This is a genomic window from Tautonia rosea (assembly GCF_012958305.1).
Classification (GTDB): Bacteria; Planctomycetota; Planctomycetia; order Isosphaerales; family Isosphaeraceae; genus Tautonia; species Tautonia rosea.
Window position 1 is genome coordinate 1 of sequence record NZ_JABBYO010000023.1, and the last position, 21,777, is coordinate 21,777.

17 protein-coding genes are annotated in these 21,777 nt (G+C 65.1%); 12 read left to right on the forward strand and 5 right to left on the reverse strand.

Annotation, left to right across the window (positions count from 1 at the left end; genetic code table 11):
• Nucleotides 1–453, forward strand: a 453-nt coding sequence (locus tag HG800_RS25155; RefSeq protein ID WP_206352452.1) for a golvesin C-terminal-like domain-containing protein, incomplete at its 5' end; no start/stop codon positions are given.
• A gap of 92 nt (nucleotides 454–545) precedes the next feature.
• On the opposite strand, the gene HG800_RS28550 is transcribed toward HG800_RS25155, so the two are convergent.
• From HG800_RS28550 to HG800_RS25165, 3 genes are read right to left on the reverse strand one after another with little or no spacing between them, the layout of a single operon-like run.
• The gene (locus HG800_RS28550; protein ID WP_390622665.1) at nucleotides 546–659 is read right to left on the reverse strand and encodes a hypothetical protein; all 114 of its coding nucleotides are present in this window, start codon (nucleotides 657–659) and stop codon (nucleotides 546–548) included.
• Nucleotides 660–692: 33 nt separating this feature from the next.
• Nucleotides 693–2,303: a FecR domain-containing protein gene (locus HG800_RS25160; protein ID WP_169980817.1), complete on the reverse strand. Its 1,611-nt coding sequence runs from the start codon at nucleotides 2,301–2,303 to the stop codon at nucleotides 693–695.
• Nucleotides 2,300–2,851, reverse strand: a complete 552-nt coding sequence (locus tag HG800_RS25165; protein ID WP_206352453.1) for a sigma-70 family RNA polymerase sigma factor — start codon at nucleotides 2,849–2,851, stop codon at nucleotides 2,300–2,302. Before HG800_RS25165 ends, HG800_RS25160 begins: the two co-directional genes overlap by 4 nt.
• A gap of 249 nt (nucleotides 2,852–3,100) precedes the next feature.
• Between HG800_RS25165 and HG800_RS25170 the strand changes: the two genes are divergently transcribed.
• On the forward strand, nucleotides 3,101–5,641 hold the full coding sequence (locus tag HG800_RS25170) for a sulfatase-like hydrolase/transferase (protein ID WP_169980818.1): 2,541 nt from the start codon (nucleotides 3,101–3,103) through the stop codon (nucleotides 5,639–5,641).
• Between the two features lie 201 nt (nucleotides 5,642–5,842).
• On the opposite strand, the gene HG800_RS25175 is transcribed toward HG800_RS25170, so the two are convergent.
• Entirely contained in the window at nucleotides 5,843–7,279 is a 1,437-nt protein-coding gene (locus tag HG800_RS25175; RefSeq protein ID WP_169980819.1) for a CAP domain-containing protein, read from the reverse strand.
• 556 nt (nucleotides 7,280–7,835) lie between these two features.
• Here HG800_RS25175 and HG800_RS25180 point away from each other — a divergent pair.
• The 10 genes from HG800_RS25180 to aroA all read left to right on the forward strand — a co-directional run bounded on the left by HG800_RS25180 (nucleotide 7,836) and on the right by aroA (nucleotide 20,357).
• Nucleotides 7,836–9,683, forward strand: coding sequence for a phospho-sugar mutase (locus tag HG800_RS25180; protein ID WP_169980820.1), 1,848 nt, complete (start codon nucleotides 7,836–7,838; stop codon nucleotides 9,681–9,683).
• Between the two features lie 235 nt (nucleotides 9,684–9,918).
• On the forward strand, nucleotides 9,919–11,298 hold the full coding sequence (locus HG800_RS25185) for an excinuclease ABC subunit UvrC (RefSeq protein WP_169980822.1): 1,380 nt from the start codon (nucleotides 9,919–9,921) through the stop codon (nucleotides 11,296–11,298).
• 65 nt (nucleotides 11,299–11,363) lie between these two features.
• Nucleotides 11,364–12,608 carry a tetratricopeptide repeat protein gene (locus tag HG800_RS25190; RefSeq protein ID WP_169980824.1) on the forward strand — a complete coding sequence of 415 codons (1,245 nt, stop codon included), beginning with the start codon at nucleotides 11,364–11,366 and terminating at the stop codon, nucleotides 12,606–12,608.
• Nucleotides 12,609–12,669: 61 nt separating this feature from the next.
• Entirely contained in the window at nucleotides 12,670–13,476 is an 807-nt protein-coding gene (locus HG800_RS25195) for a DUF4058 family protein (RefSeq protein ID WP_169980826.1), read from the forward strand.
• Nucleotides 13,473–15,410, forward strand: coding sequence for an ABC-F family ATP-binding cassette domain-containing protein (locus HG800_RS25200; protein WP_169980828.1), 1,938 nt, complete (start codon nucleotides 13,473–13,475; stop codon nucleotides 15,408–15,410). Before HG800_RS25195 ends, HG800_RS25200 begins: the two co-directional genes overlap by 4 nt.
• 301 nt (nucleotides 15,411–15,711) lie before the next feature.
• Nucleotides 15,712–16,581, forward strand: coding sequence for a metallophosphoesterase (locus HG800_RS25205; protein WP_169980830.1), 870 nt, complete (start codon nucleotides 15,712–15,714; stop codon nucleotides 16,579–16,581).
• A 698-nt stretch (nucleotides 16,582–17,279) separates the two neighbouring features.
• On the forward strand, nucleotides 17,280–17,966 hold the full coding sequence (locus tag HG800_RS25210) for a YggS family pyridoxal phosphate-dependent enzyme (RefSeq protein ID WP_169980832.1): 687 nt from the start codon (nucleotides 17,280–17,282) through the stop codon (nucleotides 17,964–17,966).
• Nucleotides 17,963–18,280, forward strand: coding sequence for a DUF167 domain-containing protein (locus HG800_RS25215; protein WP_169980834.1), 318 nt, complete (start codon nucleotides 17,963–17,965; stop codon nucleotides 18,278–18,280). Before HG800_RS25210 ends, HG800_RS25215 begins: the two co-directional genes overlap by 4 nt.
• Nucleotides 18,281–18,385: 105 nt before the next feature.
• Nucleotides 18,386–18,844, forward strand: a complete 459-nt coding sequence (locus HG800_RS25220) for a DUF2262 domain-containing protein (protein ID WP_169980836.1) — start codon at nucleotides 18,386–18,388, stop codon at nucleotides 18,842–18,844.
• A 226-nt stretch (nucleotides 18,845–19,070) separates the two neighbouring features.
• The gene (aroA, locus tag HG800_RS25225; RefSeq protein WP_169980838.1) at nucleotides 19,071–20,357 is read left to right on the forward strand and encodes a 3-phosphoshikimate 1-carboxyvinyltransferase; all 1,287 of its coding nucleotides are present in this window, start codon (nucleotides 19,071–19,073) and stop codon (nucleotides 20,355–20,357) included.
• Here aroA and HG800_RS25230 read toward each other — a convergent pair.
• The gene (locus tag HG800_RS25230; RefSeq protein ID WP_169980840.1) at nucleotides 20,354–21,397 is read right to left on the reverse strand and encodes an SPL family radical SAM protein; all 1,044 of its coding nucleotides are present in this window, start codon (nucleotides 21,395–21,397) and stop codon (nucleotides 20,354–20,356) included. The genes aroA and HG800_RS25230 overlap by 4 nt on opposite strands.
• Between the last annotated feature and the right edge of the window lie 380 nt (nucleotides 21,398–21,777).

Below are 21,777 nucleotides of genomic sequence, written 5' to 3' on the forward strand. Positions count from 1 at the left end.
GCGACTTGGAGCTTCACCGTCTCTCCCGGGGCGACCTACCGGATCGCGTCCACCTGGTCGGCCGGATCGAACCGGGCCAGCGCCGCGCGGTTCGGCCTGCTGGACGGTGGCTCGTCGCTTGGGACGGTCCTGGTGGACCAGCGCCAGTCGCCGGGAGATGTCACGTCGCAGGGAGCGGGCTGGGAGGAGCTTGGGGTGGTGACGGTGTCCTCCGGGGTACTGCAGGTCCGGCTGAGCAACCTGGCCGACGGGTTCGTCATCGCCGACGCCGTGCGGATCGAGGAAGTCTCGGCCCCGAGATCGGCCCCCTCGTCCCCATCCTCGCAATTCTCGTTGCTCGAACTGGCGTTGTTCGACGAAGACCTCTCAAAGACGTCTCGATGGTTCCCGAACCTGTCCGGGGCCGAGCTCAGCGTAATCGATCAGCTCGCCCAGACTCTCGTACGTTCGTGAGCCCCTGAGCATCGCGATCACCTCGGGGCGGGTCGCCGCGTTCGGCGGATCCGCCCCGCGAGTGCCCCCAGAAATGGGTCTGATAATGAACCTTATGCTCGCTTCACGTTCACGTGAGTGTGACCTCGAAACGCTGCCGGGCTGCGATAGCCGATCGTCGAATACAGCCGGCAACGGTTGTATAAGACCTCGATGTACTCGAACACTCGGCTTGAGCGTCGAACGACGTTCGGTCGAGTTCAATCCTGCTCGACATCGGGGGGGACGACCGAGGACCAGGCTGAGCCGACCTTGAGTTCATCGAGACGCCAACGGGCCTCCGGGCCGGCGGAGAGTCGAATGGACCTGATCGGGAGGGTGATCGACATGGAGGTCGCTTGTGCCGTCCAGGCGTCTGGTTCCTCGGCGTCGGCACGCTCCCCTGGGCGGTAGACGCGGAGGGCGGCGGTCTGCTGGTCCGCACGAACGCCAAGCTTGAGGACGACCAGGTAAGTCTCCCGGTCCAGTAGACCGGTCGCGGTCTCGTCGATCTCACCCGCGACGCTAATGAACGGGAAGCCCCGGGAGGTAACGCCGAAGGTGACGCCGTCCCGTCGTCCGGCCCCAAGGCCTTCGGCGTCGGGCTCAAGCGTGATCTGCAATGCTTGCCCGGAGTCCGATCGGGCCGGTTCCCGGCCGATCAGCAGGCTGACGAACCAGGCATCGCCGCCCCCCGCCGCGACGGGCTCCTCGAAGCACCGGCGGATGTCATCCCCGGACTCGAGGGCGAGCAGGCGACGTCCCGAGCGGTCGAGGCCGAAGACGACGTCGCCGGGGGCATCGACGACGGAGGCGATCCGGCCCCGTTCACCAGCGGCGGGAATCCAGCCGTCCGCCCACCCGAAACCGCTCCGGCCGCGACGCAGGTGGCCTGCGAGGTTCTCGAACCCGTCATAGGCCAGCAACGCTCCCCCGGTGGACTCCCGCAGGTCCGCCTCGATCCGGCGGACGAACTGCCGGAGGCCGAACGGGATGCGCCGGGGCCGCCCTGGCTCGCTCCTCAGAAATCGCCTGGCCTCACCCGATGCGATGCGATCCTCAAGGCCCACGACCGCATCGGTCGGGAGCCAGATCACACTGCCGTCGAAGACGTGGACCTCGGTCGCGTCCTCGTCGAGGGACACCGCGTACTCGGTGCCTTCGTCGATGATCCGGGCCTCAGGTGTTTCCAGCGTGAAGCCGACGGAGACCTCCGTGACCTCGACGACGAGGGTCCCGGCCCTCAGCCGGGCGGAGTCCGTCGACTCGACGGACAGCTCGCAGGGGCCCTGGAGGATGAGATTCGTGCCCGAGTCGAACCGCAGCTCCGCGGCACCGGAGGCCAGGGCGATCGCCCCGGCCGAGAAGCGGCCCGCTTGCAAGGCGGGCGGGATCCGCCATCGGCAGTCGATCCCCTCGACCAGCCTGCCGAGGTCGCGTCGGTCCGCTGGTTGTGAGCCGGCCTTGTCGTCGGAGGCCTTCGAGACGATCCGGTCGGGGGACGGCTTGCTCGGGACGATCTGCGAGGCGATCAAGACGAGGGCCGCGGCGGCCAGGGTAGCCGCCGCGATTCCCCATCGCCAGGATCGCGGGGCGGTCCTCGGACCGCACCGGGCCGGATTCCCCTGGGCCCTCGTCGCCCGATCGCCGGCCCCGGCCGATTGCTCCTGGGCCCAGGTCCTCAGCCCGGCTTCAAGGTCGATCCGCTCCCGGAACAGGGCGCGGGCCGAGGCATCGGATGCCAGCCGCCGCTGGAGTGCCCGATGGTCCTCCTCGGAGATCGTGCCATCGACGATCGCATCGATCAGCCTCAGCAAGTTCTCATCGCTCATGACCCGATCCCCTCCCTCGCGAGCCGGATGCGGATGCACTCCAGCAGCCGTGACCGCAGTCGGGCCAACTGCTTGTAGAGGGCGGTGCGCTCTTTCCCGAGTCGAGTCGCCACGTCGGTGATGGTCTCGGAACCCATGTAGCAGCGGCGGAGGATCTCTCGTTGCCGCTCGGAGAGACCGGCCATGCAACGCCGCAAAGCCGCGATGCGTGCCTCCGAAAGCTCGTCCTCGGCGGCCGCCTCCTCGGCGAGCAACTGGATCAGCTCGAGATCGAAGTGCAGTCGGCTCCTCCGCTGGACTGTGAGGAAGTTGCGCACCTCGTTGAAGGCGATGCCGCAAGCCCAGTGGAAGAAGCTGCCGGAGCGGTCGAACTCCGGCAGCTTCTTCCAGAGGACGATGCTGGTCTTCTGAAAGACGTCCTCCACGTCGGCCGGGTTGATCAGCTGCTTCGCGATGAACGCATAGAGTCGGTGCCGATGCTGCATCAAGAGGGGGACGAACTCGGAGACACCGTCGTCCCGCTCGGGAGTTGAGACGGACTCGGTCAAGGCCACGGACTCCCTTCATGATCCCCACGTGCCGGCGAGCCGGGCGCACGCACTTTATGCCGTTATCGTACGCCGACCCGGGGATCGGACGGTCTATCGCCCGTTGACGGGTTTTTCCGCGAAACCTCGGGCAATCCCACCTGGCCTGTACGAGAACCGTCGAGCCGATCAAAGTCGGGCCGGAGACGGGTATCCCGTATGAGCGGGCGCTCCGGGTCGACCGGCCCCCCTCCCCCTGGAGACCGCTCGATGCGAATCATGGCCGTGTTGCTCGCAGGAATCGCCTGGTGGGCCAATCCGGCGGCCGGTGCGGACCCCCCGCGCCGACCGAACATCCTCTGGATCATCGCCGAGGACCTCGGCCCCGATTTCGGCTGCTACGGCAACGAGGACGTCGCTACACCGCATCTGGACGCCCTGGCGGCCGAGGGCCGGCTCTACCGCAAGGCCTTCTCCACGGCGCCGGTCTGCTCGCCGTCGCGCTCGGCCCTCGCCACCGGCGCCTACCAGACGAGCATCGGCGCCCAGCACCACCGTAGCCATCGCAGCGATGGGTACCGGCTCCCCGAGGGGGTCCCGCTCATCCCGGAGCTGCTGAGCGAGGCCGGCTACACCAGCGTCCGCGTTACCTCCCTACCGCCGGAAGCGGGGGTAGGCGTCTCGCCGAAGCAGGACCTGAACTTCGAGGTCCCTGAGGGGATGTGGGACTCGGAGGAGTGGTCCGAGCTCGAGGCCCATCGGCCGTTCTTCGCCCAGATCAGCCTCGGCGAGGCCCACCGCCCGTATCGCGGCGGCGTCGGCCCCGAGATCGACCCCGAGCGGATCACGACCCTGCCGCCGTACGTGGCCGACCACCCGGTCGCCCGTCAGGACTGGGCCGATTACCTGGAGACGCTTCAGTCGCTCGACGCCAAGGTCGGCGCGATCCTCGACCTCCTCGACGCCCGCGGGCTCGCCGAGGACACCCTTGTCTGCGTTTTCGGGGACAACGGTCGCGAGGACTTCCGGGGCAAGTCCTCGGCCTTCAACGCTGGTTGCCATGTGCCCCTGATCATCCGATGGCCTGGCGTGATCCCGGCCGGGACCGAGAGCGACGAGCTCGTCAGCCTGATCGACCTCTCCGCCTCGGCCCTCGCCCTGGCCGGGGTTATGATCCCCGAATCCGTCCACGGCGTCCCGTTCCTTCAGGAAGGCACGCCGTCCCGGGAGTTCGTCTTCACCGCCAAGGACCGCATCGAGGAGGCCGTCGACCGGGTCCGCACCGTCTACGACGGCCGCTATCGCTACCTCCGCAACTTCATGCCCGACCGGCCACACCTGATCGACCGGGCGTACTACGATCGAACCAACCCGGTCCGCGCCCTGATGCGGGACCTGCACGAACGCGGCGAGCTCACCCCCGAGCAAGCCAAGGTCTTCGACCCGTCCCGCCCGCCGGAGGAGCTGTACGACCTCGAGTCCGACCCCTTCGAGCTCCGCAACCTCGCCGATTCCGATGACCCCGAGCATCGGGAGGCCCTGGGGCGTCTCCGGATCGCGCTCGATCGCTGGCTCATCGAGACCGGCGACCTCGGCGACGTCCCCGAGGATCCAGCGGCGGTCGACCTCGGCCGGGGCGGCGGCCGCGGTCGGGGAATGGCCGGCGCCCAGGGAGCCGGCCGGCAGGGAGGTCGCGGGAGGGCCGGTGGACCGGCTCGGTCCGCTCCGCCGGCCGACCCAGGTCCCACGCCCCCGGGTGCCTCAGGCCCCGCGGCCCCGGCCGCGCCTCCCGAGCGGGACGAAGATGAGCCGCTGATTCTCTCAAGGCTGGGGATGATGTACGTCGGCGGCCGGACAGTCGAGGCCGAGGGCGGTGGCCGTCGGGGCGGCGGAAGGCAGTCGAACGTTGTGGAACAGGCGCCGGTGCACGTCCTGATCCCGAGCGAGACGACCCGAGATCTCCCCGTCGTGATGGTGCCGGGCCTCGGCCTGACTTCCTACCTCTATCTCAGCACGCCCGACGGCCGCGAGGGCTGGGCCCAGATCTTCGCTCGGGAGGGATATCCCGTCTATGTCTTCGACGAGCCGACCAACGCCGTCTCCGGATTCGACGTCGGCCCGTTCAACGCCGTCCGCTCGGGTCGGGCTGGGCCGGAGACGCTACCGGTCCTGATGGTCTGGTCGAACGAGTCGGCCTGGCGGACCTGGGGCCTCGGGTCGGAGCCCGGCGTGCCGTTCGAGGACACCCAGTACCCGGTCGAGCGGATCGACCAGCTCTACGCCTCGTTCACCCCAGTCGTGGGTGGGGCCGGCGGTGGCGGTGGCGGTGGCCGTCGCGGTGAGGGGGACGCCCCTGCCGCCGCCGGCGCGAGAGGAGGCGGCCGATTCGGCTCCGGCGTGAAGGCCGCCGGCCTGGTCGCCCTCCTCGAGCAGATCGGCCCGGCGATCCTGGTGGTCCACTCCGCCTCGGGCACGACCGGGATTGAGGCCTCCCGGCTCCGCCCGGACCTTGTCCGGGGCCTCGTGATGGTCGAGCCCGTCGGTAGCCCGACCGACCCGGATCTGGTGAAGGACGTGTTCGCCGACGACCCGTTCCTCGCCGTCTTCGGCGACCATTTCGAGGTGCGGAGGATGCAGGGCCGCTACGAGGCCTGCCTTGAGACGGCTCGGCTCGTCGGAGAGGCCGGCGGTCGAGCCGAGGTCATCCGACTTCCCGACCGGGGGATCACGGGCAACACTCATCTCTTGATGCAGGACCGGAATAACCGGGAGATCGCCGAGATGATCATCGAGTGGCTCGGTGATCAGTGATCTGCGAGTCTTTCGATCCGTCAGCGCCGTGCCGTCTCCGCGGGTCAACGACTCGGATCGACTGCACGTTCCACCCGCATCGAAGCAGCCGACCGCGCGGGGGGCGGTTCCTTTCGATTCAACGAACATGGAGCGGCCCCGGTTTCGAACGTCCGTGTCCGGAACCGGGGCCGGGGCTCACCGTGCGTGAATTGATTGCCGTTACCGACTCGACGAGGACGAGGTCGTTTCCGACGTGTCGGCTGACGAGCTTTCGGCGATCCTCCAGGACCGGATACTGCTAAGGCTCGACTTGAGGAGTGTGATCGCCGAGGAGCTCTCGGTCGACTCCGTTGGGTTGGGCCGAGCAGCGCTCACCGGACGAGTCTCTCTCGTGGCAGGTCGAGCATCGACGCGGGAAGCAGCGATCACGTTCGCATTGATCACGGTCGGATCAAGGCTCGCCGGCGAGATGGTCGGAGGAGCCGCGGGAGGTTGCTCCGGAGTCCGAACCCGTGAAGAAACCAGAGAAGAGGTGAATTGCGTACGAACTGGAGTCTGGGTCGTGATCTGGGCCGCCGGGGCCGGAGCCGGAGCCGGAGCCGGAGCCGAATTGAGAGTCACAGATCTCTGAGGAGCGGGAGCGATGGAGGGACGGACGGGACTCATCGTTGTTGATCGAGGGGCGCTGGCCACGGGCATCTGCAAGCCGGATCGGGGGCTCTCATTCACTCGGAAGTCGATCTTGGTGTTTTCTCGGCCCACCACCACGTCTCGTCTTCCGACAAGGCGGTCGTTCACGCGGACTTCGACCTGATGGAGTCCAGGGGCTACCTCGGCCTGGTAGCCGCCGGAGGACCAGGTGCTCACGCTGGACGACTGGCCGGTGCCCGCGTTGGTGATTGTGACCTTGGCGTTCGAAACCCCTTCGCCGAGATCGTAGAACTGGTCGTTGTTTGCGTCGTCGAAGACCACGCCGAGAATCTTCGGGGCGGCCTCGTCCTTGCGGGCGAAGACCTGGGTGACGACCAGCTTCGTCTCCGTGGTCGGAGCAGGTGAGCCGAACGGGGTGGAGCGATCGATCGAGACTTCAACCGGCACAATGGCCACCCCGACATCCTGATGGCTTTCAGTTCTCGGGTCGTTCTGCAGAATGTTCTCTCGGTGCGGGTTGTGAGCGTTGCCAGGCCCGTAGTCGGCCAGGAAGGCCCGCATGGCGTGCTCGGAGGAATCGACGCCATAGATGATATTCTCGGCGACGGCGTCCGGATTCGTGTACCCAGCCGCGATCACGCGGTCGGTCACAGATTCAAGCCCTTTCGGGCCGTCGTGAGTCTGAGTGCCGAGTCGAATCTGATATTCCGTGTGCCGCTTGGCCGCGTCGGCAAGCGAAGGGTCCCAGGCAACCGGAGGCCGGGAGTCGGAAGCAGCGATCTCGGAAATGACGGAATCGACCGAGTTGCCGTCCTGAGTGATCGCCGTGATGGCCCCTCGGGTCAAACCTTGTTCCACCCGCTCGGCCGCCGACTCGGGATTGATCAAGGCCTCGTTGATCAGTTCCAGCATCAGTTGCTGTTCGCCGGTCACATCGGCAGACAGGAGCTTGCGGGCTTCCAAAGTCTCCAACCGAAGCGATCGTCGCATCGTGGGGCGAGCCATCAAGACCTCCCTGTCTTGTTTCGAGCCCTGACCCTGCCATAGGGCCGGACATGACATAGAAACGTTATTGGCGATTCGACCGTCCGTCTTGAGCGGCATTGGCGGTGAAACTCGCCGTAGCCAGATGTCAAGAGCAAACGCAAGGGCTGTGCCAGAAATCTTTCGAATCGTGCCAGGCTATTGGTGTCCCTTCCGCAAGTCAAACGTTCGATTGGGGATACGGCCGCGAAGATTCCTGATGCCGACCCGTGATCCTGGTCCCGATCGCCCTGCGTTGTTCCCGATTCAGGACTGCCTTTTTACAATGCCCTGGGCAGGAACTCCAAACGCAAGTTTCGTTAAAGATTGGAGTTGCGCCGGACGAACTGAGAAGCTGTTCGGGTCGTAGGGATCATTCCGAGAGTGGCGCCGCAGTCAGATCGCCCCCGCCGTGGTCTTGAAGGGGGTCAAGCCGCGCGGATAGCCTGAGGGCGGCTGACCTCCGCTCGGTCAGCCGATCTGCTCATCTTGCCGAGCAATCGTGATTGCAAGCGTTCGCATCGAAGGAAAAGGTCCCATGTCTACGGCTCAGGACGACTCCGTGGCTCGCGTTGCTCAGGCGACGGCTGAGGGAAAGCTCTCCGAGTCGGCGGCCAAGAACATTCGCCGCTGGCTGATTGAGTCGCCGTTCGCTCCCCACCGCGATCGGCTCCGAGCCGACATTGAGCAGCAGCGCTGGCGAGAGCTGGACGACGCCTTTTTCGCTGTCCTCGAATTCGGGACCGGAGGACGCCGAGGCCGGATGTACCCGATCGGCACGAACGTCCTGAACGAGCGCACCATTGCCGAGAGCGCCCGAGGCTTGGCCGATTACGTCACCTCTCGCAAAGGATCAGACGCGAAGCGGTCGTGCGTGATCGCCCGGGATGCCCGGCGCAACTCGAAGGAGTTTGCCGAGTGCTGCGCCCGGGTCCTGGCCGCGGCTGGCTTCACCGTTTACCTCTTTCCCGAGCCGCGATCGACCCCCCTGCTCTCCTTTGCCGTCCGGCATCTCGGGTGCGATGGCGGGATCATGATCACCGCCTCGCACAACCCGCCCTCGGACAACGGCTTCAAGTGCTACGCGAGCACAGGCGGTCAGGTGATCCCCCCCGACGACTCGGGGATCATCGCCTGCGTTGAGGCCGTCTCCGAGCGGGAGATTCCCGAAGTCTCGATGGAGCAAGGACTCAAGGACGGCTCAATCCAGCTCGTCGGCGAGCAGATCGATCGCGCCTTCATCGCCGCCGTCGTCTCTCAATCGGTTTCCGACGCAAGGAATGCCTCGATCGTCTACACGCCAATGCACGGCGTTGGTGAGTCGGCCTGCGGCGAGGCGCTTCGGGCGGCCGGGTTCGCGAAGGTTAACGTCCTGGAATCGCAGCGCCAGCCCGACCCTGACTTCTCAAACGTCCCCGGCCACGTCGCCAATCCCGAGGTCCCCCGGACGCTCGAACCGGCGATTGAAGAGGCCCGCCGCACGGGAGCCGATCTGGTGATCGCCAGCGACCCGGATGCCGACCGGATCGGCGTGGCCCTGCCGGTCGGTCCCTCGTCGGCCGGAGCCTGGACAACGTTGACCGGCAACCAGATTGGTGCCCTGCTCGCGGCCTTCGTCGTCGATCAATGTCAGAAGGCCGGGAGCCTTCGCCCCGATCACTACATGATCACCACGCTGGTCAGCACGCCGATGACCCGGTCGATCGCCGAGCAGGCCGGGATCAGGATGGAAGACAACCTGCTTGTCGGGTTCAAGTGGATCGGGCAGCGGATCGACCGCGCCGGGCCGTCGAATTTCCTCTTCGGTTTCGAGGAGTCGCACGGCTACCTCCGCGGAACGCATGTCCGCGACAAGGATGCCGCCGTCGCGGCCTTGCTCTTTGCCGAGCTGGTCGCCACCCTCAAGGAGCGTGATCAGACCGTCCTCGACTATCTCGATGAGCTTTACCGCAAGCATGGTCATTACGGCGAGGCCCTGATCAACAAGGTCTATGAAGGGCGCACCGGCCTGGAAAAGATCCGATCGCTCATGGCCGCGCTCCGCGAAGACCCGCCCTTGCAGATTGGCGGTCTGGCGGTTACTCGCGTCGACGACTACGGCCGCCACGAATCGCGGCGCCCGGGCTCAAGTGCCTCACCAACCCCCCTGCCCGAGCCGTCTGGCGACCTGCTCATCTTCACGCTCGACGCTCCCGGCACCCGGTTTGCCGCTCGACCCTCCGGAACCGAGCCGAAGATCAAATTCTACCTCTTCGCTCGGACCGACACCTCGGGCCTTGCCGACGGCGCAAGCGTCGACACCGCCAAGGCCGAGACCGCCCAGCGGCTGGAGCAGATGGCTGAGGACATCCACCGATACATCGCCTCGAAGGTTCCCGAGAAGTAAGACTGATCCTGCCCCGAAGCCTGATCCCGGGTGTCTCGGCCCTGCGGATCGAGCCGACGGGTGTCCTTCCCGAGAATGCTTGAGGAAATTCACCCTCCCAGGCTCGTTCGGCGGCCGAGGAAACCTTGGGAGTTGCCTCCCGACCGACAATAAGTGCAGCCCCCCTGCCCTTCCTTCATCGTCGCCCAAGTTCAGGAGTTGCCCAGGGGGGAACACGTCGCGGAGCGACCTTGCCATGTCCGACCCCTCGCCGACAACCGACTCGAACGCTTCTTCAGAGGCGAACAACGCCAGGGATGTTTCCTCTCTCCTGCGTGCCAAAATCCGTGCCCTTCCGAAGACGCCCGGCGTCTATCTGATGAAGGACGCCCAGGGACGCGTCATTTACATTGGCAAGGCCAAGAACCTCCGCAGCCGGGTCGGCTCGTACTTCGTCAAGGGGGCCGAGTCCGACCCTCGGATCCGCGACTGGATCGGCGAGGTGGTGGATCTCGACCATCTCGACGCCGACAGCGAGGTCGATGCCCTGCTCATGGAAGCTCGGCTCATCAAGGACATTCAGCCGAGGCACAACGCCGACCTGAAGGACGACAAGAGCTTCCCCTACCTCCAGATCACCACCGGCGAGGATTTCCCCCGCGTCAACTTCACCCGGGAACCCCGCGACCGCGGCGTGAAGCTCTACGGCCCCTTCCCCCGCGCCAAGGGGCTTCGGGGGGCCATTCAGGTGCTTCAACGTATCTTCAAGTTCCGCACCTGCTCGCTCGACATTGATGAAGATGACCCCCGATGGCGATGGTTCCGCCCCTGCCTTCTGCACTCGATCAACCAGTGCACCGCGCCCTGCAACCTCCGGATCGACAAGGAAACGTATAAAAAAGACATCCGTCGCCTCCGCCTCTTCCTCGAAGGCAAGAAGGACGTCGTCCTCCGTGAGATGGAGGACGAGATGAAGGAGGCCAGCAAGGCCCTCCAGTTCGAAAAGGCCGCCCGATTGCGCGACGAGCTGAAGGCTTTACAGAACCTCAACCTCCGCGGCAACCTCGAAGACCACGCCCAGCCCGAGGTCTTCTATCAGGATCCGAAGAAGGGGCTCCGCGGCCTCCAAAAGGTCCTGAACCTGCCGACCACCCCCCGCACGATCCACGGCGTCGACATCGCCCACCTCGGCGGCACCGAGACGGTCGGCTCGCTCGTCACATTTATCGACGGCCTCCCGTTCAAGCCCGGCTATCGGCGCTACAAGATCAAGAGCGTCAAGGGAATCGATGACTACGCCTCGATCCGCGAGGTTGTCTCCCGCCGCATCCAGGGCTTGCAGGAACGAGACGAACCCTTCCCCGACATCTTCCTCATCGATGGGGGCAAGGGACAGCTCAACGCCGCACTCGACGCCTTCAAGGCCCTTGAGGTTGAAGTCCCTACCCTGATCTCTCTCGCCAAACAGGAGGAAGAAATCTACGTCCCCGGCCGGCCCGACCCCATCGTCCTCTCGCGCCGATCGTTCGCGCTCCGCCTCCTGCAATACGTCCGGGACGAATCTCACCGCTTTGCGCAGCATTATCATCACATGTTGCGATCGAAGCGGACCCTTGGCAATGATGCGAGCGATTAAACCCCTCGCGAACCCGTGACTGTTTCCACACCCCGACGATTGTGGTGCATTCCGCAAGGTGTTTCGTGACCGACCCCATTCAACGCGATTACGAACGTGCTCAGGAGTTCCTCGCCGAGGGCCAGTTTCAAAAGGTGCTAGCGGTCTTGACTCGGATGAGGGACCAGGACGAGAACGACCCCCGAACCATCGAAATTGCCGGCGACCTGGCGAAGGAACATGGCGATCTCGACGAGGCGGAGCAGCTCTATCTTCGGCTCGACGACTTCAAGGATGATCCGGAAGTCCGGGGTATCGGTCAGCTCAGTCTGGGATTCCTTTCCCTTGAGCAAGACGATTCCAGGGCCGCCTGTGAACGATTCGCGGAGGCCTGCCGTTGGTTCAATGATGCCCGAGCGATCGATCACTTGACGCTCGCATTCGGTGCTCTGGGACAGGCACGCGCGGGTCGTGGCGAATATCGTGAGGCGGTCAACGCCTTTCGCTCGCTCATCCAGGCGGCGAATCAGTGGGAAGAACCCGAGGAGCTTGCGGGACCCGTCGCCGAGGCAACCCGGCAACTAGCCGATGTCCTTCGCCTACTCGGCGAGCTTGACGAGGCGGAATCCACCTTTCGCGATGCGATCGCGCGATTCGAAGACTTCGAACATCTGGAAGGCAAGGCCAACTGCCTCGATGGCCTCGGCATTATCGCTCAGATCCGAGGTCGCTATGACGAAGCGGAAACGCTTCATTTAAAAGCCTTGAAGATCAACAAACTTCTGGATCACGAAGAAGGAATGAGCGTCAACTACGGTAACCTGACGATGCTCAACCTCCATCGGAAGGATCTGGACCGCGCCGAGCGTTACGCCCGCAAGGCACTGAAGATCGACCGTCGGCTGGAGAACGCCAACGGGGTTGCCCATTTCTATAATCTTCTTGGACAGATCGAGACGGATCGCGAGCACTTCCAGTCCGCCGAGGACGCCTTCACGAAGGCCGAGAAACTCTACCGTTCTTGCGGCGATCGGGAAGATCTGGCCAGCGTGACCAGTCATTTCGGCGTGCTCTATCGCAAGTGGGGTCGGCTTGACGAAGCGGAAGCCAGGACCCTGAATGCCATGACGATGGCCGAGGAGATGAGTCACGGCGACGGCCTTGCTGCCACTCATGACGAGCTCGCCCTGATCCGCAAGTCTCAGGGACGAATCGACGAGGCCCGAGCGCTCTGGTTGAAGGCCCTCGCCCTCTACGAAGAACTCCAATCCCGGCGCATGATTGCCGAGGTTCGCGCGCAACTCGAACAGCTCGATGCGGAATCGCCCTGACCGATGTTCTTGAGTTTCGCTAGAATACGATCGAAGTGGTTCATCGTGAACGGAGCCATCAATGCCCTCCCCCTTCCCCGGCATGAATCCGTATCTAGAGCAGGAGGGGATCTGGCAAGGGTTCCACGCCAAGTTCCTGGCGGCGATTGGCGAGGGGATCGTCGCGCAGGTCCGGCCGGATTATGTCGTCGAGCTGGAGGAGCACCTATTCGTCCACGAGGTCCCTCCTGATGAGCTGAGGCGCTTGATTGGCCGGGCCGATGTCTCCGTCGCTGGTGGGCCTGGCGGCCTGGCTGCGGGGCTCGCGGTGGCCGAGGCGCCTGCGACAGTCGAGCTTGCGATCCAGGAGGTCGAACGGCTCCCTTATCTGGAGATCCGGGACCGCCGGGGTCGGGAGGTCGTCGCCGTCGTCGAATTGTTGAGCCCGTCGAACAAGCGAGCCGGCCCCGATCGCGCCCGGTATCTCGCGAAGCGGGCTGAATTGCTCTATAGCCCTGCCCACCTGGTCGAAATCGACCTTCTCCGAGGTGGCGAGCCGATGCCGATGGAGAGGAGGCCCGCTTGCCTCTACTCTCTTTTGATCAGCCGAGCCGACGACCGCCCCCGGGCCGGCTTCTGGCCGATCGGTCTGCGAGACCGGCTCCCCGAGATCGGCATCCCCCTTCGGACGCCGCACCCCGGCGCCCGGATCGATCTTCAAGCCATGCTCGACCGCGTCTATGATTCCTGGGGCTACGACGACTTCCTCTACGACGGACGCCCCGAGCCTCCGCTCGGCCCCGAAGACGCCGCCTGGGCCGCCGCGATCGTCCCTCGACCTCTTGCCGAACCAAACCCAAACGCTCCTGCCCCCCCGGACCTCTCATGATCCTCGCCTCCGCCTCCGGACTCGGCCGCCAGTACACCGGCGACCCGATCTTCACCGATCTTGCGTTCGAAATCCGGGCCGGAGAGCGGATCGGCCTGGTCGGGCCGAACGGCGCGGGCAAGACGACCCTCATGCGCCTGCTCGCCGGCATCGATCAGCCCGACATGGGCCGTTTGAACATCAGGCAAGGCATTCGCGTCAGCCTCCTGAAGCAGCAGCCCGATTTCGACCCGAAGAAGACCCTGTTCGAGGTCGCCCGGTCCGGCCTCGCCTCGTTGCTCGAACTGCAGGATGAGCTGGAAGAAGCCGCTCGGGAAATGGCCGAGGCCGACGACGACGCCGACCGCGATCGAGCCTCCCGACGCTTTGCCGACCTGCAAGACCAGCTCGAACACCAGGACGCCTACGCCATCGAGCACCGGGTCGAGGAGATCGTCTCCGGGCTCGGCTTCAAGACGGAGGAGTTCCACCGCCCCGCCGGCACCTTCTCCGGCGGACAGCAGTCGCGCTTGATGCTCGCCCGGCTCCTGCTCGAAAGCCCCGATTTGATGCTCCTCGACGAGCCGACGAACCACCTCGACGTGGCCACCGTCTCCTGGCTCGAAGCCTACCTCTCGCGACAGCCGACCGGCATGGTCATTGTCAGCCACGACCGCTACTTCCTCGATGCCACCGTCACCAAGATCTGGGAACTCTTTCAAGGGCGGGTCGACGCCTATCCGGGCAACTACTCCCAGTACTGGAAGCTCCGGGAGGAGCGGGCCAAGGTCCTCGAACGTCGCGCCGAGAAGCAGGCCGAGCAGGCTGCCCACCTCCAGAAGTTCATCGACAAATTCTCCGCCGGCACCCGAGCCACCCAGGCCAAGGACAAGGCCAAGAAGCTCGAACGGGTCATGTCCGAAGACATCGAGCTGATGCGGAACATCTCCGGCCCGCCAATGGGCTTCGATGAGGTCGTTCGCTCGGGAGACGTGGTGATCGAGGCCAAGGACCTGAGCAAATCGTACGACAAGCCCCTGTTCAACCGCCTCAACCTGACCGTCCAGCGCGGCCAGTGCGTCGCCATCATGGGGCCGAACGGCGCGGGCAAATCGACTCTTATCAAAACCTTGATCGGTCGGGTCAAGCCGGACGAAGGGGAGGTCAAACTCGGCCACAAGGTCACGGTCGGCTACTACGATCAGGGGCTCGAATCCCTGCCGGCCGACACCCCCGTCCTCCGCGCTGTCTGGCCCGACGATGACCCATCCTGGGTCATGCAGGACGTCCGCGACCTGCTCGGCAAGTTCGGCCTCTCAGGCGACCTGGCCCTGCAGACCGTCGGCAAGCTTTCGGGAGGCGAGAAAGGCAAGGCCGCCCTGGCCCGCCTGGCCGCCACGGGAGCCAATCTCCTGGTGATGGACGAGCCAACGAACCACCTCGACATCTGGTCGTGTGACGCGCTGGAGCGGACGATCCGGGAGTTCGAAGGAACCGTCCTCGTCGTCAGCCACGACCGCTATTTCCTCAACCAGGTGGCCGATCGTCTGATCGTCGTCGATGGCGGCCGTGCCCGGGTGGTCGAGGGGGATTACGAGGTCTACCGCCGGATGCTCGATCAGGAGGCCGAGGCCCTCGCCGCCAAGCAACGCGCTGCCGACGACCGCAACGGCTCGGCCAAAGGAGGAGGCTCCTCCTCGGCGACCCGATCGGCCGATGCCTCTCCGAAGGGCAAGAAAAAGAAGAAGTACCCCTACCGTAAGGCCGCCGATATCGAGCGCGAGATCGCCGAGGTCGAGGCCGAAATGGGCGAGCTCGAACACGCCCTCGGCCTTTCCGAAACCTGGAAAGACGCCGACCGCGCCCGCGCCGCTCAGGAACGTTACGACGACCTGGCCGAGTCCATCAAGGCCCTTTACGAACATTGGGAAGAGGCCCTGGAGTATAATGGCTAAATCGCGTTCCGCTTGTTCATCAATCTTCGATCACTTCGTCGTCACCCTCACCCGGCCTTTGGCCATCCTCTCCCCTGCTTGCGGGGACGAGGGATGAATCTGCCTCCTTCTCCCCGCTCGCGGGGAGAGGGCCGGCGTGAGGGGTCCTGGGCGAGGACGTCAGGCGTGGCGTTCGAGTCGCCGCCCCCTCACCCCGACAGGGGTTGCTGGGACCGTGTCGACCCTAGTCGCACATCGACCAACGGCCCTTCTCCGACGCTCCAAAATCCTGACTTTCCACCGGCACGACCGAGTCGATCCGATGCCCGACCCGCAACGCATTCTCCCCTTGATCCGCCGCGCGGCACTGTTGTCTCGGGCCACTCCGGGAAGGGTCGGCAGCGTTGTGGCGATCCCTCCCGATGCCGTGGACGACCTGATGGTCGTGGGCGACCTGCACGGCAATCTGATCGCCTTCCGCAAGGTCCTGGCCGTTGCCGACCTCAACTCCCATTCGAAGCGCCATCTGGTCCTGCAAGAACTCGTCCACGGCGACAGCTTCTACCCGGACGAAGGGGGGGACCGCTCGCATCAACTCGTCGATCTGGTCGCGGCGTTGAAGTGCCAGTTCCCCGATCGGGTGCATCTGATCCTCGGCAACCACGAACTCTCGGAGCTGACCGGCAGGCCGATCGCCAAGAACGGCGTGGCGCTCAACGCCCTGTTCCGAGCCGGGGTCGAAACCGCCTATGGCCCCATGGCCGACACCATGATCGAAGCCTATCACGACCTCTTTCGATCCCTCCCCCTGGCCGTCCGATGCCCGAACCGGGTGATGCTGTGCCACACGCTGCCCGACGGCAAGTTTCTCGACGACCTCGATCTGGAACCCCTGCGCACCGGCGTCTGGCCTCCCTCCTCCATGCAGCGCGGCGGAGCCGTGTACGCCATGACCTGGGGACGCGACGATCGCCCCGAAACCGCCGACCGCTTTGCCGAGATGGTTGACGCCGACTGCTTCATCACTGGGCATCAGCCCTGTGACGACAGCTTCCGGGTGGCCAACCACCGCCAGCTCATCATCGACGGCACCGGCCCTTATCCGGCCTACTGCCTCTTTCCCGCCCACGCTCCGGCCACGGTCGACGCACTCAAGGACGCCGTTCGATTGCTCGACCTTGCCGCAGGCTAAGTCTCGACTGCCCAGGGAGCTCGTACAGGCGCCCGCGACACGCTCAAACCCGGAAATCAAAATCGGCCCGATCAGCGGGACTGATGTCCTGCCAATCGGGCCGTTTTGAATAAGCCGGCCGGGGTTCGCCTCCTCGAACCACCTCTCCCATAGCTCAAGGGGGGAGACCCCGACCAGCTCAGGTTGGTGATCATCCCCGAGCCTTTGCTCCAAGGGGACAATCGGTGTAAGACAGGGCGAGCGGGGGGGTCGTGCGAGGCAACCCGCTCGCCCTTTGACGGTGAGCCGGACAAGGCCGGCTGTCGCCAAGGGGTGGGGTGATTTCTTGTCAATGAGAAGGTCACACGTGCCTGGTGCATTCCGCGTTGGCTCGTGTCTGATGCTGGAAAAGAGAAAGCAACCCGAGTGCCAAAGCGGCGCGCGGGCCTCGCCATCGCATCGGGCGTTCCCAGCTCGATGTGCGCTAAGCTCGCTGGCTCAACCACTTGCGATCGAAAAAAATCTTGACGAGGGATCCCCGTCGACGCGCACGGGGCCGATGCATTCGCCCGGTCCCCGTTGAGGCCTGCACGCTTCGCAGGCAGCTCCGCCTCTGCATTCGGCAGGCGATTGTTCGGGAGGAGACCGCCCGGAAATGGGCCGTGAGACGAGGGGGCTTGGCCGCTTGTCGGGCGGCGTGCGCCCGATACACTGGGAGCATGATTGAGGATCGCATTCGAGAGAACCTGGGACGCGTTCGCGGCCGGATCGCCGAGGCCGCCCGCCGATCGGGCCGCGCCGCCGATTCCGTCCGGCTGGTCGCGGTCACGAAGAAAAACCCTCCCGAGCGCATCCTGCCCCTCATTTCCCACGGACAGCTTGACCTCGGCGAGAACTTCCCCCAGGAGCTCTGGAAGAAGGTCGAGGCGTTGGCCGATCAGCCCGTCCGCTGGCACCTGATCGGCCACCTGCAGACGAACAAGGCGAAGCGGACCGCGGCGATGGTCCACCTGATCCACAGCGTCGACTCGCTCAAGTTGCTCCGCCTGATCGACGACCTGGAGTCTCCCCCCGCCGTCCTGCTCCAGGCCAACTGCTCGGGCGAGGAGGCCAAGCACGGCTGGGCCCCCGAGGCGATGCTCGCCGAGGCCGAGGCCATTGCCTCGTGCCGCCGCGTTCCGATCATCGGCCTGATGACGATGGCCGGCTACGACACGACCAACGAGGAAGCCCGCCCCACCTTCGCCCTGCTCCGCGACCTGCGCGACCGGATGCGATCACGCACCGGCCTCGACCTCCCCGAGCTTTCGATGGGCATGTCCGGCGACTTCGAGGCCGGCATTGAGGAAGGGGCCACGCTTGTCCGCGTCGGCTCGGCCCTGTTCGAGGGGCTCGACGCGCCGTGATCGCCCTGACGGCCCACGCCGATGGCACCGTCATCCCCGTCGTCGCCCAGCCCGGCGCGAAGCGTCCCGGCGTCCTCGGCGAGCGCAACGTTGCCCTCCGCCTCGCCGTCTCCGCCCCTCCGGATAAGGGCAAGGCGAATGCTGCCCTGGCGACCTTGCTGGCCGAGGTGGTTGGTTGCAAGCCGTCCGCGGTTGTCCTTCTGTCCGGCGCGACGAGCCGGCAGAAGCGGTTCTTAATCTCCGGACTGACACCGGACGAGGTCCGCGATCGCCTGGCGGCTACTCTGCCTTCCACCTCTTCGACGAAGCGCTAATGACGCGAAGGTTTCAGCCAAAGGCAAGCCGTGCTCGGCAATTGATGACTTTCGGTCCGCACCCGATCTGACCTTCGACACCTCTTAAATCAGAGAGGGCATCCGATGTCCGAGCACGAGGCTATCGATGATCCTGTCCTGGGGAGGCTGAGATGGGATGCCGTCCGTGGAGAATGGGTCTTTGCGTTCACCGTTCCGAGCGGAAAGTCAGTCCGAGGTGGCATTACCCCTGAGGACAGCCGTCTACCTTTGGAACATCAGGGCTTAACGGAGATCCGGGATTGTGTCAGTTGGATTGTGAGCAACGAACCTTCCATTCGAGCCTTTATTGCAGATCATATGTTCGAGGGCTGGAAAAGTGGTTGGTACAACGAGGAAATCGACGAAGTGATCACAAAAGAGGGATTTCAAGAAGCCATTAGCATGTCAGGAGTCAGCATTCTGGAAGATCGAGTTGCTACGCTCTACTACAACGACGCTGGGCTTTTCGGCGGTCACGCGATCGTATTGTCCGTGAGAGGAAGGGGCGAGCATTTCATTGATGAACCTCAACTCTGGGGCTGACCACACGCCGAAAACCTCTGATGACGGGACAGGAGAGACATGATTAACGCCATATGGACTGGGTCGCCTCTGAGGAACTCAATTATCCTTCTCAAGAACAGGGGCAGGTCTCCGGAGCAGGCGCCGCGGTGGGGGCTGGTCTGAGGTATGATGGTGGCGAAGCTGGCAGCCGGCCGGCACCGTCACGACCCGATCGCAAGAGCCCCGACCGCCCGAGCCCCCTCCCATGCCGGATTTTCCCGCCGAAGTCACCGTCACCCCCCTGCCCCAACCTCCCAAGGCATCCGTTCGGGTGCCGGGATCGAAAAGCCTGACGAACCGGGCGCTGGTGGTCGCCGGCCTGGCTCGGGGGCGGAGCACCCTGACCGGCGCCCTCGACAGCGACGACACGCGGGTGATGATCGAGAGCCTTCGTCGCCTGGGCCTGAGCGTTGAGCATGATCCTGCCTCGGCCACGATCGTGATTGAAGGTCAGGGGCGGCACCTGCCGGCGGAGAAGGCTGATCTGTTCGTCGGGAATTCGGGGACGACCTTGCGGTTCCTGACGGCGATGGTCTGCGTCACCCGGGGGACGTACCGGCTCGATGGCGTCCCTCGGATGCGCGAGCGTCCGGTGGCCGATTTGCTGCTGGCGCTCAACCGGCTCGGGGCCGATGCCCGGAGCGAGTTCGACAACGGTTGCCCGCCCGTGATCGTCCAGGCCGACGGGCTCGACGGCGGCTATGCCGAGGTCCGGGGCGATGTGTCGAGCCAGTTCCTCAGCGGCCTGCTGATGGCCCTGCCCTGCGCCAAGGGGCCGACGACGGTGGAGGTGATGGGCACGCTCGTCTCGAAGCCGTACATCGCCATGACGATGGAGGTGATGGCCGCCTTCGGCCGTCGGATCAGCAACCGCGACTTCAAGCGGTTCAACGTCGAGCCGGCCCCCTACTCGGCCCGGACCTACGCGATCGAGCCCGACGCCTCGGCCGCCAGTTACTTCTTCGCCGCCGCGGCGATCACGGGCGGGTCGATCACGGTGGAAGGGCTCGGGACCGAGAGCATCCAGGGGGACATCGGCTTCGTCGATCTTTTGGAGCACATGGGCTGCACCGTCGAGCGGTCGAAGTCGTCGATCACCGTTACCGGCAACGCACCGCTCGTCGGGATCGACGTGGACATGAACGCCATCAGCGACACGGTGATGACCCTCGCCGCCGTCGCCCTCTTCGCCGACGGGCCGACCCGGATCCGCAACATCGCCCACATCCGGCACAAGGAGACCGACCGCATCGCCGCCCTCGCCGCCGAACTGCGCAAGCTCGGTGCCGAGGTGGACGAGCAACCCGACGGTATGATGATCTTCCCGCCCTCGACCATCACCCCCGCCCGCATTCACACCTACGACGACCACCGGATGGCCATGTCCTTCGCCCTCGTCGGTCTGAAGGCCGAGGGGGTGACGATCCTCGACCCCGGTTGCGTCGCCAAGACTTACCCCGGCTTCTGGGACGACCTGGCCCGTCTCGGCTAATCGCTCGTCTCGCATGAGACCGCGGCCGCTTCTCGGCTGACTTCCTTCGCCTGGCTCGATCGAAGTGTCGGCAGGGGAGCCTCGGCCTTCGGTGAAACCGCTTCAATCTTCGGCAGGTCCGGATTCTGGGCCGATCCGGTACTGACGATCAGTCCCGCCTCGGCTCCCCAGGCGATCACCCGCGCCAAGCCTTCCCGACGCGCATCGAGCGGCACATGCTTCGTCGCTCCGGCCTCGCCGACCGAAAACACCGGCCCCCCTTCGTAAAGGTCCACCAGCCGCTCGGTGTACCCAAACGGCGTGAGGGCCTCCCGGAGCGTCGGGATCACCGCCGGTTGCAAGAAGGCGTAGTGCACCATCGCCTCGCGGACGCCAATTCTTCCCAGTTCCCGGAGCAAGGGCCGAAGGTTCTCCCTCGTGTCCGTCAGGCCGGGGATCAAGGGTTCAAGTCGCGCCTCGACCGGAATCCCGGCCTCGATCAGGCACTCCATCCCCTTCAATCGTCGCGTCCCCAGAGGAGCCGACGGCTCCAGCGCCCTGCTCAGGGATCGACCCAGCGTCGTCACACCCACCGCCACCCGCACCCGATCCGGAGCCGACCCGAGCAACCGCGCCAGGTCCCGCGTCACACGTCCTCGGGTCATCACAACGACCTCGATCCCCCGTTCCAGCAACTGCTCGATGATCCGGAGTGTCGCCGACCGAACCTCCCGAATCGGCGGCAAAGGGTCGCTGCTCGGGCTCAAAACCACCCGTTTCGGAGGCACGTCGAGCGCCTCGATCGCCGGGCCGATCGCCTTGACCACCCTCGGATCGAACAGCAACCGCCCCGGCCCCGGATCACGCATCGTCCCCTTCACAAAGCAGAAGGCGCACCCCATTGCGCAGCCGGCCGTCAGGTCAATGCCATAAAGCCCCGACTCCCGGACCCCTCCCCGGGCCGGTCGCAGCAGCGGCCCGCGCCGCCGGACATATCGCACCGTAAGCACCGACCGCCCGGTGAGCATCCCCTGCTCCGGTTCCGCGATTGCAAGCTCCATCGTCGCTCCCTCCGTCACAGAGGAATCGGGCGGACCCGTTTGTCCCCGGTCCCGTTGGTGTTCGAGACGCTACGTGTACGGACGCATTTTACTGCCATTCTGTACAGAAGGCAACCAGAGCACGCGACGCACGCCCCGAATCCCCCAGCTCGTCCGGCAACCAGCCGACCCGAGCCTTCTTCAACCCTTCTTTTTCCCCGAACGGCGCCCACCGGACTCTTGACACCCAGGCATCTCAACTTCATCCTGAGAACGAAAATCCGTTCTCATTTAATTGGGCTCGGTATTTCCGAGTGGGGGAACGGGTTGCCAGGGGAATTATCCCCCTGGAGTCGCTCGCCCCGAAGTTCCTTGTCGTAATGCCCAACGGCTCGGGTTCC

Coding starts and splice junctions, on each gene's coding strand:
- HG800_RS25195 (WP_169980826.1), top strand. CDS start 12,670: ATGCCCTCCCCCTTCCCCGGCATGAATCCGTATCTAGAGCAGGAGGGG.
- HG800_RS25185 (WP_169980822.1), top strand. CDS start 9,919: ATGTCCGACCCCTCGCCGACAACCGACTCGAACGCTTCTTCAGAGGCG.
- HG800_RS25230 (WP_169980840.1), bottom strand. CDS start 21,397: ATGGAGCTTGCAATCGCGGAACCGGAGCAGGGGATGCTCACCGGGCGG.
- HG800_RS25210 (WP_169980832.1), top strand. CDS start 17,280: ATGATTGAGGATCGCATTCGAGAGAACCTGGGACGCGTTCGCGGCCGG.
- HG800_RS25170 (WP_169980818.1), top strand. CDS start 3,101: ATGCGAATCATGGCCGTGTTGCTCGCAGGAATCGCCTGGTGGGCCAAT.
- HG800_RS25160 (WP_169980817.1), bottom strand. CDS start 2,303: ATGAGCGATGAGAACTTGCTGAGGCTGATCGATGCGATCGTCGATGGC.
- HG800_RS25205 (WP_169980830.1), top strand. CDS start 15,712: ATGCCCGACCCGCAACGCATTCTCCCCTTGATCCGCCGCGCGGCACTG.
- HG800_RS25220 (WP_169980836.1), top strand. CDS start 18,386: ATGTCCGAGCACGAGGCTATCGATGATCCTGTCCTGGGGAGGCTGAGA.
- aroA (WP_169980838.1), top strand. CDS start 19,071: ATGCCGGATTTTCCCGCCGAAGTCACCGTCACCCCCCTGCCCCAACCT.
- HG800_RS25180 (WP_169980820.1), top strand. CDS start 7,836: ATGTCTACGGCTCAGGACGACTCCGTGGCTCGCGTTGCTCAGGCGACG.
- HG800_RS25175 (WP_169980819.1), bottom strand. CDS start 7,279: ATGGCTCGCCCCACGATGCGACGATCGCTTCGGTTGGAGACTTTGGAA.
- HG800_RS25200 (WP_169980828.1), top strand. CDS start 13,473: ATGATCCTCGCCTCCGCCTCCGGACTCGGCCGCCAGTACACCGGCGAC.